Annotated in this window: 11 protein-coding genes; 6 read left to right on the top strand and 5 right to left on the bottom strand. The window is 65.0% G+C overall.

Annotated features, from left to right (window positions below; genetic code table 11):
• Position 1 precedes the first annotated feature (1 nt).
• The 4 genes from ACLB6G_RS07765 to ACLB6G_RS07780 form a co-directional block, all read right to left on the bottom strand.
• Positions 2-910 (bottom strand): cytochrome c, encoded by a 909-nt coding sequence (locus ACLB6G_RS07765; RefSeq protein WP_410355574.1) that lies wholly within the window; start codon positions 908-910, stop codon positions 2-4.
• 23 nt (positions 911-933) lie between these two features.
• Positions 934-1383 (bottom strand): c-type cytochrome, encoded by a 450-nt coding sequence (locus tag ACLB6G_RS07770; protein WP_410355575.1) that lies wholly within the window; start codon positions 1381-1383, stop codon positions 934-936.
• A 200-nt stretch (positions 1384-1583) separates the two neighbouring features.
• Positions 1584-2186 (bottom strand): superoxide dismutase, encoded by a 603-nt coding sequence (locus ACLB6G_RS07775; RefSeq protein ID WP_410355576.1) that lies wholly within the window; start codon positions 2184-2186, stop codon positions 1584-1586.
• Between the two features lie 128 nt (positions 2187-2314).
• Complete coding sequence (locus ACLB6G_RS07780; RefSeq protein WP_410355577.1) at positions 2315-3181, bottom strand: branched-chain amino acid aminotransferase; 867 nt, start codon at positions 3179-3181, stop codon at positions 2315-2317.
• Positions 3182-3344: 163 nt separating this feature from the next.
• Here ACLB6G_RS07780 and ACLB6G_RS07785 point away from each other — a divergent pair, with 163 nt between their 5' ends.
• Complete coding sequence (locus ACLB6G_RS07785; RefSeq protein WP_410355578.1) at positions 3345-4007, top strand: haloacid dehalogenase type II; 663 nt, start codon at positions 3345-3347, stop codon at positions 4005-4007.
• A 165-nt stretch (positions 4008-4172) separates the two neighbouring features.
• Positions 4173-4928, top strand: coding sequence for a L,D-transpeptidase (locus ACLB6G_RS07790; protein ID WP_410355579.1), 756 nt, complete (start codon positions 4173-4175; stop codon positions 4926-4928).
• 75 nt (positions 4929-5003) lie between these two features.
• Here the strand turns inward: ACLB6G_RS07790 and ACLB6G_RS07795 are convergent, their stop codons facing one another.
• On the bottom strand, positions 5004-6611 hold the full coding sequence (locus ACLB6G_RS07795; protein ID WP_410355580.1) for a helicase HerA-like C-terminal domain-containing protein: 1608 nt from the start codon (positions 6609-6611) through the stop codon (positions 5004-5006).
• Positions 6612-6833: 222 nt separating this feature from the next.
• On the opposite strand from ACLB6G_RS07795, the gene ACLB6G_RS07800 reads away from it, so the two are divergent.
• The 4 genes from ACLB6G_RS07800 to ACLB6G_RS07815 all read left to right on the top strand — a co-directional run bounded on the left by ACLB6G_RS07800 (position 6834) and on the right by ACLB6G_RS07815 (position 11093).
• On the top strand, positions 6834-8270 hold the full coding sequence (locus tag ACLB6G_RS07800; RefSeq protein ID WP_410355581.1) for a methylmalonyl-CoA mutase family protein: 1437 nt from the start codon (positions 6834-6836) through the stop codon (positions 8268-8270).
• Entirely contained in the window at positions 8267-10396 is a 2130-nt protein-coding gene (gene scpA / locus ACLB6G_RS07805; protein ID WP_410355582.1) for a methylmalonyl-CoA mutase, read from the top strand. The genes ACLB6G_RS07800 and scpA overlap by 4 nt, the downstream gene beginning before the upstream one ends.
• 74 nt (positions 10397-10470) lie before the next feature.
• Positions 10471-10701, top strand: a complete 231-nt coding sequence (locus tag ACLB6G_RS07810; RefSeq protein ID WP_410355583.1) for an AbrB/MazE/SpoVT family DNA-binding domain-containing protein — start codon at positions 10471-10473, stop codon at positions 10699-10701.
• Positions 10698-11093 carry a type II toxin-antitoxin system death-on-curing family toxin gene (locus ACLB6G_RS07815; RefSeq protein WP_410355584.1) on the top strand — a complete coding sequence of 132 codons (396 nt, stop codon included), beginning with the start codon at positions 10698-10700 and terminating at the stop codon, positions 11091-11093. The genes ACLB6G_RS07810 and ACLB6G_RS07815 overlap by 4 nt, the downstream gene beginning before the upstream one ends.
• Positions 11094-11268 lie beyond the last annotated feature (175 nt).

Here is an 11268-nt window from a genome sequence, read left to right on the forward strand (position 1 = left end):
CTCAGCTTCCCGAATCCGGAAGTGCCTTCAGATAGGCGGCGATGGCCTCGCGGTCCGAGGCGGGCAGTTTGGCCATGTTTTCCTGAACAGCCACCATGGTCCCGCCGACGCTGTCGAAATCCGGCGTGAAGCCGCTTTCCAGATAATAGGCGATGTCCTTCGCGGACCATGAGCCGATGCCGGAGGGTGAAATGTCAGGCACCTTTCCCTCCCCTTCGGCGGCCGGGCCGCCCTTCAGCCAGCGGCTGTAGTCGAGTCCTCCGAGTGCATTGCGCGGGGTATGGCATTCGCCGCAATGGCCCGGTCCCTCGACGAGATATTGCCCGCGGCGAAGCTGGTCGTCCGCACCGGCGGGCAGGGTCACGACAGGCGCGTCGTGCATGAAGAGCCACTTCCATACACCGAGCGTCCGGCGGATGCTGAAGGGGAAGGACACCTCGTTTGCCGGTGCCCTGTCGGCGACGGGCGGCAATGTCTGCATGTAGGCGAAGAGATCCGCCACGTCGGCGGGCGCCATGCGGGCGTAGGAGGTGTAGGGAAAGGCCGGATAGAAGTGGGCACCATCGGGCGAGACGCCGCGCATCACGGCATTGGCGAACTGTTCCGGCGTCCAGCCGCCGATCCCGGCCTGCGGATCGGGCGAGATGTTCGGCGCGACGAAGGTTCCGAAGCCGGTGGCGAATCGCTGCCCGCCGGCCAGTTCCCGCTTCGCCTCGCCCTTCGCGTCCGCGCGGGCATGACAGGAGGCGCAGCCGGCCGCGTTGAAGACCGTTTCACCGGCCTGGGGGTTGCCTTGCGGCAATGCCGCGACCGCGTTGGCCGAGAGCGTGCGCGGCATCGTGACGACCCAGAAGACAAGCCCGCCCGACAGGGCCAGAAGCGCCACCAGAAGGACGAGCTTGCGCGTCATGGATCAATCACCCCTGCCTGGCGTCACTTCTTGACGCGGAAGCCCTCATGGCAGGACTTGCAATTGGCCAGAACCGGACCCATTGCCGCCTTGAAGGCATCGAGATCGGCCGGGCCGTCCTTTCCGGAGGCCTGCATGGCGGCCGAAGTGTCGGCCTGGAACTTGGCGAGGGCTTCCTGGAAACCGGCCGCATCTTCCCAGATCTTCGGGGCAGCGGTGGTGTCGGCACCCATGTCGGAGCCTTCGGGGAAATAGTCGCCATAAGCCTTGGCAACAGCGGCCATGGTGGCGATGGAGGCCTTTGCGACGGCGGGATTGTAGTCCAGTTCGCCCTTCATCATGGCACCCGCGGTGCCGGCCGAGGCGCCGGTTGCCTGCATGAGTGCCTTGCGGACGGCGATCGGGTCGTCAGCGGCTGTCGCGGCAGCGGCCGACAGGACAATTGCGGAAAGGGCCAGGGCGATCTTCTTCATCGGTGCAGTCCTCCATTGGGTTCAACCTGCCGGGGCGTTCGGCCGCGGTCACCCGCCATCTTATGGATTCGTGACGCGCGCGGGATCACGCTTGCGTGAGCGGCTGTACGAGATGATGGAACGCTGCGTTCACCGAACGGCGACATGCAAGAAAAAACCCCGGCGGGAACACCGCCGGGGTCCTGGATGGGGATGCAGGATCAGGCCGAGGCCTTCTCGTACATTTCCAGCACGTAATCCCAGTTGATCAGGCTGTCCACGAAGGCTTCGAGATATTTCGGGCGGGCATTTCGATAGTCGATGTAGTAGGAATGCTCCCACACGTCGACGCCGAGGATCGGCGATGCGCCATGGACGAGCGGGTTCTCGCCGTTCGGCGTCTTCATGATCTCCAGCTTGCCGTCCTTGACCGCGACCCAGGCCCAGCCCGAGCCGAACTGGGTGACGCCGGCATTGATGAAGTCGGTGCGGAACTTGTCATAACCGCCCAGATCGGAATCGACAGCCTTCTGAAGGGCGCCGGGCAGAGCCTTGCCGCCGCCGTCCTTCTTCATCCACTTCCAGAAATGGACGTGGTTGTAGTGCTGGGCGGCATTGTTGAAGAGACCCGGAATCTTGCCGTGGCTCTGGCGGACGACATCCTCCAGCGACAGGCCGGCCATGCCGGCTTCCTCGGCCAGCTTGTTGCCGTTGTCGACATAGGCCTTGTGGTGCTTGTCGTGATGGTATTCCAGCGTCTCCCGCGACATGTAGGGCGCAAGGGCCTCGTAGTCATACGGCAGGTCGGGAAGTTCGAAAGCCATCTTCATCTCCTCTGGCAATGTTGGATTGCGTCTGCCGACAGACATAAGGTGTCAACGGCTGGCGGCAAGAAACCGTCTGCTTTATTTCCAGAAAAAACCGCCGCTTGCAAATCCGCGGGCGACCGGGATCAGGCGTGCGCCCATTCCCAGTAGAGATCGCGCGCGGTGCGGGCGACCGGTCCGGCCTGGAGTTCGCGGTCCTCGATGCGGATGACGGGCACGACCTTGGAATGGTTGCCTGTCGAGAAGATCTCGTCGGCACCCATGAAGTCCTCGACGGTCAGCGCCTTCTCCGTCACCGTCATGCCCTTTTCGCGCAGCAGCGCGATGGTGCGGGCACGGGTGATGCCTGAAAGGAAGGTGCCGTTGGGCGCAGGGGTGAAGACCTCGCCGTCGCGGACCATGAAAATGTTCGACGTGCCGGTCTCGGCGACATTGCCCAGCATGTCGCGCACGAGACAATTGTCGAAGCCGCGATTCCTCGCCTCCAGCACCGCACGGGCATTGTTGGGATAGAGGCAGCCTGCCTTGGCATTGGTCGGCATGCACTCGACGGTGGGCCGGCGGAACGGCGACACGGTGACGGAGAAGCCGGCCGGCGCGATCATCGGCGTCTCGAACAGGCACAGCGCGAAGCGGGTCGAGTCCGGATCGGCGGGCACGCCCATGTAGCCGCCATGCTCCGCCCAGTACATCGGCTTGACATAGATGGCGGTCTTGCCGTCAAAGCGCTTGATCCCCTCCCAGGTCAGCGCCTCGATCTCGTCGGCGCTCATGGTCGGCTTCATCAGAAGCGCTTCGGCCGAGCGGTTGACGCGCTGGCAGTGCAGGTCGAGATCGGGCGCCACGCCATCGAACCAGCGCGCGCCGTCGAACACGGTGGAGCCAAGCCACATGGCATGCGTGCGCGGGCCGATCAGCGGCGGATTGCCCTCGTGCCATTCCCCGTCGACCCAGGTCCATGTGGTGGATTGCGCGGTTGTATCGACTGCCATGATGAATGCCCGTCCTTTTTTGCTGCTTGTTCGAACCGGCGCCATCGAAAGCCCAAACGCATGGTGCGTCAATCCTCCGGTTGCGGGAAACGGTCCCGTTTCCACCCATTCCCCTTGACGTTCGCCGCCGGTGCGCCGGATAGTCGCGGCACTGGAGGGACCCATGTCGCGCAAAGCCTTTGTCTTCGACGCCTATGGCACGCTGTTCGACGTTCATGCGGCCGTGCGCCGGCATGCCGGCGAAGCCGGACCGGACGGACAGGCCCTGTCGGAAATCTGGCGTGCCAAGCAGCTCGAATATTCCTGGATCCGTGCGATGACCGGCACTTACAGGGACTTCTGGCAATTGACGGAAGAGGCGCTCGATTTCGCCTTCCGCAAGGTGCCGAGCGTCGATCCCGGACTGCGCCAGAACCTGCTCGACGCCTATTGGAAGCTCGATTGCTACCCGGAGGTTCCCGGCGTGCTGAAGGCGCTGAAGGACCGGGGCGCGCGCCTCGCCATCCTGTCCAACGGCTCGCCGGCCATGCTGGACGCCGCGGTCCGGTCGTCGGGCCTCGACCTCATTCTAGACGACGTGTTTTCCGTGGACCCGCTGCGCACGTTCAAGACAAGGCCCGAGGTCTACGATCTCATCACGGCCAATTGGAAGCTCTATCCGGACTCGGTTTCCTTCCAGTCTTCCAACCGCTGGGACATCGCCGGGGCGGCGCATTTCGGCTTCCACACCGTGTGGATCAACCGGACAGGGCAGCCCGACGAATATGCTGACATGCCGGCGCGCCTGATCCTGCCGTCGCTCGACGGTCTTGTCACGGCGATGTGACTACCGGAAGCGGCGCGTCCCTGCTAGGCAGGGGACAAGGCCGTCAACCGGCGGTTCCGGTGTCCACATTATGGCCCGAATCGACTGGGCATGGATGCCCGGACCGGAACCGCCGCCCCATGAGCGGCGTTCAAGGACGGAATCAAAGCGGAGACCATGCCCCCCATGAACCGAATCCACGCCACCTTTTCGCGGCGGCAAATCCTCACCGGAGCCGGCGCCCTTGCGGCGACGGCGCTTGCCGGATGTTCGAGCACACGCAAGTCGGCCAGGGCCGTGGAACCCGTGGCCCCGCCGCCACCGCCCGGGCCGGTTCTCGGACTTGCCGATCCGGCTCTCATGTATGCACCGGTCGTCGACAACGGCTTCAAGGTGCCCGGCGTGCCGTGGCAGAAGGTGCCGCGCAAGTATCACCGCCAGCTTGTCCCCAACATCACCGGCGAACCGGCCGGGACGCTGGTCGTCGACACGAACAACCACTTCGTCTACTTCACCCAGGCCGACGGCCAGGCGATGCGCTATGGCGTGGGCCTGGGACGCGAAGGTTTCGAATGGACCGGTCGTGGCTATATCGAGCGCAAGGCGGTCTGGCCGAAATGGCATCCGCCGGAAGAAATGATCGAGCGCGAGCCGGAACTGGAAAAGTACCGCACCACCTATGACCGCGAAAACGATGTCTGGCTGGGCGGCATGGAGGGAGGGCCGATGAACCCGCTGGGCGCGCGCGCCCTCTATATCTACGAGGACGGCAAGGACACGCTCTACCGCCTGCACGGCTCGCCGGAATGGTGGTCGATCGGCAAGAATGTCTCTTCGGGCTGTGTGCGGCTGATGAACCAGGACATCATCGACCTGCACAACCGTGTGCCCGAACAGACGCCGGTCGTGGTGACGGGAAACCTGTCCGGGCCGGTGGCCTGACCTCGCCGCCAAGACGAGAGCGCGAAACAGCCGGCCCGCGTGGCCGGCTTTTTCACGGGTTGCGGCGCGGCGGCATCACCGCCGCAGGCTGCCCAGGATGCCACGCACCAGGGCGCGGCCCAGCGATGAGCCGACAGAGCGGACCACGGACTTGAGCGCGGTTTCGGTGACGCTCTGGCGGTTGGAGGTGCGCCGCCGCGACGAGGAACGGCGCGTCTTGCGGCGGTCGTCGTCATCGTCGTCGTCATCCGTTCCCCAGCCGGGAATGGTCCAGCCGCCGGAGGATTCGCGCTCACCGCGTTCGCGCTCGCGCAATTCGGCCTCGCGGCTTTTTTCCTCTGCCTCCCGCCGGCGCGCTTCCTCTTCCTCCAGCGCGGCCTGCCTGGCGCGCTTCTCCAGCGTCTCGTAGGCGGATTCGCGGTCCACCGTCTCATCATACTGGCCCGCGACAGGGCTCAGCGCCATGACCTTGCGGCGTTCAGGCTCGGTGATCGGGCCGAGGCGCGAGGAAGGCGGGCGGATGAGCGTGCGCTGGACGACCGATGGCACGCCCTTGGCTTCCAGCGTGGAGACAAGGGCCTCGCCGACGCCGAGTTTCGTGATCTGCTCGTAGGTGTCGAAATCCGGGTTGGGCCGGAAGGTGTCGGCGGCTGTCTTCACAGCCTTCTGTTCGCGGGGCGTATAGGCGCGCAGGGCGTGCTGGATGCGGTTGCCAAGCTGGGCCAGCACCGTATCGGGCACATCGAGCGGGTTCTGCGTGACGAAATAGACGCCGACGCCCTTGGAGCGGATCAGGCGAACGACCTGTTCGATGCGTTCCAGCAGGATCTTCGGCGCCTCGTCGAACAGGATGTGGGCCTCGTCGAAGAAGAAGACCAGGCGCGGCTTGTCCGGGTCGCCCACCTCCGGCAGTTCCTCGAAGAGTTCCGACAGGAGCCAGAGCAGGAACGTGCCGTAGAGGCGCGGGTTCATCATCAATTTGTCGGCCGCCAGCACATTGACGGCGCCGCGGCCATCCGGCGTGGTGCGCATGATATCGGCGATGCGCAATGCCGGCTCGCCGAAGAAGTGGTTGCCGCCCTGGCGTTCCAGGACCAGGAGCGAGCGCTGGATGGCGCCGACCGATGTCTTGTGGACATTGCCGTAGCGCTTGGAAATCGCGTCGGCGTTGTCGGCGACGTGGAGAAGCAGCGCCTGCAGGTCCTTCATGTCGAGCAGCAGCAGGCCCTGTTCGTCGGCGATCTGGAACGCAATGTTGAGCACGCCCTCCTGCGCTTCCGAGAGGTCCATAAGGCGTGACAGCAGCAGCGGCCCCATCTCCGAGACCGTGGCGCGGATCGGGTGTCCCTGCTCGCCGAAAAGGTCCCAGAAGATGACCGGAAATTCCTGGAAGGCGTAATCGTCGAGACGGATCGCCTCGGCCCGCTTGGCCAGAAAGTCCTTCGGCTCGCCGATCGCGGCGATGCCCGACAGGTCGCCCTTGATGTCGGCGGCGAAGACAGGGACGCCCGCATTGGAAAACGCTTCGGCCAGGATCTGCAAGGTCACCGTCTTGCCGGTGCCGGTCGCGCCGGTGATCAGGCCATGGCGGTTGGCATATTTGAGCAGCAGTTCTTCCGGCCGCTGGTACGCGTCGTCCGGTGTCCGGCTCGCGCCAATGAAAATCCTGTCCGCCGCGGTCATGCCTGTTCTCCGTTGGGGCCCCTTTGCAACCGGATATAGCCAAGGCTTGGCCTTGCCACAATGGCGCGGTGTCCGACTGCCGCCGCTGCGGGCGGCGAAGTGTTGCAGACGCGCCGCGCACGCGCGCCGGATGATCGCCTTGGCCAAATGCGGCATTGCTCACCGTGGGGCGGACCCATAAAGTCTGGCCACGGTATCGCATCATGCCGGATCGGAGGTGGAATGGACGCGGCGGTCCTCAGGAAAGCAACATTCGAGGCGCTCGGGCTGGACGACTGGCGCGCGCTGGCCACAAAGGCGCTCAAGGGCGCGGATTTCGAGGACGCGCTCGTGTCGCACAGCGATGACGGCATCCGCATCGAACCGCTGTCTCAAGCCGCCGGGCCGCGCCTCATTGCCGGATCGGGCGGCGGGCGGCCATGGACGCGTGTTCAACGCGTCGACGACCCCGACATCGACCGCGCGAAGGCCCAGATCGAGGCGGACATGGACGGCGGCGCCACGGGCCTTGCGCTGGTGTTCGAGGGTGCGCCGAACGCATTCGGCTACGGCCTGCCCGCATCGGCCGATTCGCTTGCCGCCGTGCTGGAGGCCACGCCGCTCGACCGGACGCATCTGCGCATCGACGTGCATCCCTCCAGCCGCAACTCGCTGGACTGGATGGTCGCGCTGATGACCCGGCGGCGCGTCAACCCGGCCTCCTTGTCGCTGTCCTTCGGCATCGATCCGGCCGCCGTCTTTGCCGGCACCGGGCGCCTGCGCATGTCGATCGAGGCGCTCAGGGCGTCCATGCCGCAATCGCTGGCCCATTTCTTCGCCATGCAGGTTCCCGGTGTCCTGCTGGAGGCGGACGGGCGGGTCTATCACAATGGCGGGGCGACGGAGGCACAGGAACTGGCCGCCATGCTGTCGCTGGCCGCCAGCCACATGCGCATGTTCGAGGAGGCCCGGCAGCCCCTTGTCTATGCCGCGCCCCATATCGGCTTCTGCGTTTCCGCCGATGCCGACCAGTTCATGACCATGGCAAAGATCCGGGCGCTGCGTCTCCTGTGGACGCGTTTGCAGGAAGTCTGCGGGATCGAGCCGTCGGCCACGTCTGTCCATGCCGAGACATCCTTCCGGATGCTGACACGACGCGATGCGGAAACGAACCTGCTGCGCAACACGATCGCCTGTTTCGCGGCGGCGGCCGGCGGCGCCGACACGATCTCGGTCCTGCCGCACAGCCTGGCTCTCGGCCTTCCGGATGCCTTCGCGCGGCGGCTTGCCCGCAATACCCAGCTTGTCCTGTCGGAGGAGAGCCGGTTGTGGTTCGTGGCCGATCCGGCATCGGGTTCCGGCGCGGTGGAAGCGCTGACCGACGGTTTGTGCGAGAAGGCATGGGCGGAGTTCCAGGCCATCGAGGCTGAGGGCGGCATCCTGCAAAGCCTTCTGGAGGGACGGTTCCAGGCGCGCGTGAAGGCTGCCGGCGAGGCGCGGGCACAGGCCTATCGCGAAGGCCGGCGCGTGCTGATCGGTTCCACGCTCTATCCGCCGGCCGAGGACCGGCCGGTGGAGGTTCTGGACGCGCAGCGCCGCCCCATGCCGACCGACGGAACCGTGCGCTGCGAACGGCTGGAGGTGACGCGCATCGAGCAGATGGCCGGGGGTGCGTCATGATACCCGACTTCACCAAGACCGCCTGGACACGGCCGGGCAGCGTTCCAGCCACCGTCGACGAGGGGGATGCCTGGACGACGCCGGAAGGCATCGACGTGCGCCATGCCTATGGCGAAAAGGACCTTCGGGGGCTTTCCTTCGACACGACGGTTCCCGGCGCGCCGCCTTTCCTTCGCGGCCCCTACCCGACCATGTATGTGCAGCGGCCCTGGACCATCCGGCAATATGCCGGTTTTTCCACGGCCGAGGAGAGCAACGCCTTCTACCGGCGCAATCTCGCCGCCGGTCAGAAGGGACTTTCCGTCGCCTTCGACCTCGCCACCCATCGCGGCTACGATTCCGACCATCCGCGCGTGGCCGGCGACGTGGGCATGGCGGGGGTGGCGATCGATTCCATTCTCGACATGCGCCAGCTTTTCGACGGCATCCCGCTGGACGAGATGAGCGTGTCCATGACGATGAATGGCGCCGTGCTGCCGATCATGGCGCTCTACGTAGTGGCGGCCGAGGAACAAGGCGTTCCCCAGGAACGGCTGTCAGGGACCATCCAGAACGACATCCTCAAGGAGTTCATGGTCCGCAACACCTACATCTACCCGCCCAAGCCCTCGATGCGGATCATTTCCGACATCTTCGCCTACACCTCGGCGCACATGCCGCGCTTCAATTCCATCTCGATCTCCGGCTACCACATGCAGGAGGCCGGCGCGACGGCGGACCTGGAACTGGCCTATACGATCGCCGACGGCATCGAATATGCCCGCGCGGGAGTCGCTGCCGGGCTTTCCATCGACGCCTTCGCGCCGCGGCTTTCCTTCTTCTGGGCCATCGGCATGAACTTCTTCATGGAAGTGGCAAAGCTGCGCGCCGCCCGCCTGATCTGGGCCACGCTGATGCAGAAGGAATTCGCGCCGCGCGACGACCGGTCGCTGTCACTGCGCACCCATTGCCAGACGTCGGGCTGGTCGCTGACGGCCCAGGATCCCTGGAACAACGTGATGCGCACCATGGTGGAGGCAATGGCGGCCACGCAGGGACATACGCAATCGCTGCACACCAACGCCTTCGACGAGGCGCTGGCCTTGCCCACCGACCATTCGGCCCGGATCGCGCGCAACACGCAGCTCGTCCTGGCGCACGAATCCGGCACGACCCGGATGATCGACCCCTGGGGCGGCTCGGCTTTCGTCGAACGCCTCACGCAGGATCTGGCCGTGCGCGCGCTGAGCCATATCGAGGAAGTCGAAAACCTTGGCGGCATGGCGTCTGCCATCGAGAAGGGCGTGCCCAAGATGCGTATCGAGGAGGCCGCGGCGCGCACTCAGGCGCGGATCGATACGGGCCAGCAGCCGGTGATCGGCGTCAATGCCTTCCGGCCGCATGAAGATCGCGCCGTCGATGTGCTCAAGGTCGACAATGCACAGGTGCGCGCGCGCCAGCTTTCCAAGCTGCAGGAACTGAAGGGCACGCGCGACGTAGGGGCGGTGGAAGCCGCCCTGTCGGCGCTGACCGATGCGGCGACGGGCGACGGCAACCTGCTGGAGTTCGCCATCCGCGCGGCGCGCGCCAAGGCCACGGTGGGCGAAATCAGCCTTGCACTGGAAAAGGCCTTCGGACGGCATGTCGCGGAGATCCGGACCATTGCAGGTGTCTACCGGCGCGCCGCCGGCGACGATCCGCGCGTGGAAGCTGCCATCGAACAGGTCGAGGCCTTCGAGGAGAAAAAGGGCGAGCGGCCACGCATCCTGGTCGCCAAGATGGGCCAGGACGGCCATGACCGGGGCCAGAAGGTGATCGCCACGGCGTTCGGCGACCTCGGCTTCGATGTCGTTGTCGGCGCCATGTTCCAGACGCCGGAGGAAGTGGCAGACCTGGCCGTGGAGCATGACGTGCACGTGATCGGCGCCTCCTCGCTGGCGGCGGGTCACCTGACCCTTGTGCCGGAACTGAAGAAGGCGCTGGAGGATCGCGGACGTGGCGACATTCTTGTCGTGGCCGGCGGCGTCATCCCGCCGCAGGACCATGAGGCGGTACGCAAGGCGGGTGCCGCCGCCATCTTCGGACCGGGCACGGTGATCGCCGAAGCCGCCGGCGAAGTCGTCGCGCTCCTTATGGCTCAGGACTGAGCCCTGTTGCAACAGGCGTTGCAACAGGTGGATGCCGATGTTATAATGCATGTTGCAACATCGGAGGCAGAGCCATGAACGTCATCATCAGAAAAATCGGAAACTCCGAGGGAATCATCATTCCAAAGGAAATCCTCCAGAAGCGGGGCCTCGCAGCAGGCGATAACCTCGTGATCATGGAAGATGGCGACGATCTTCGTATCAAGCGGGTGCAGGACGACCGTGAGGAGTTCGAGCGCAAGATGAAGATCGCCCGCGAGCGGATGAAGAAGTACGAGGTCGCCCTTCGCGAGTTGGCGAAGTGATCGCATTCCATGATCGGCCATTTATCGAAGCCATCCATGCGGAACAGCTAAGGCTGCATGGTGGCGCCGCTGGCCTGCGAGACGAAGGCATGCTGGAGTCTGCTCTCGGCAGGGCGGAACAGAAGCATTTCTATGGCGAGAATGATCTTTTCGTTCTCGCTGCCGCCTACCTGTTCGGTATCGCGAGAAACCATCCTTTTGTGGACGGAAACAAGCGCACTGCCTATATGGCGGCCGACCTTTTCCTGTACTTCAACGGTTACAGCGTCGAAGCCGGTCAGCACGACCTGATCGCTTTCGTTCTCGGAGTCGCGGCCGGCGAGATCAACGAAGAGGGGGCGACGCGCTTCCTGCGCGACCATGCAGTGAAGATCGCCGACCTTCAGCCCTGACCGGGGCATCTGCGACGTTCCCTGAAAGGCTCCAAGCCGGAATTGCCGCATCCCTGTCCGCAATTCCGGACGCGAAACCGGTGCCCACTTTCGCTGGAATTGCCGCATCCCTGTCCGCAATTCCGGACGCGAAACCGGTGCCCACTTTCGCTGGAATTGCCGCATCCCTGTCCGC

Source organism: Zhengella sedimenti, assembly GCF_046506625.1.
Lineage (GTDB): Bacteria > Pseudomonadota > Alphaproteobacteria > Rhizobiales > Rhizobiaceae > Zhengella > Zhengella sedimenti.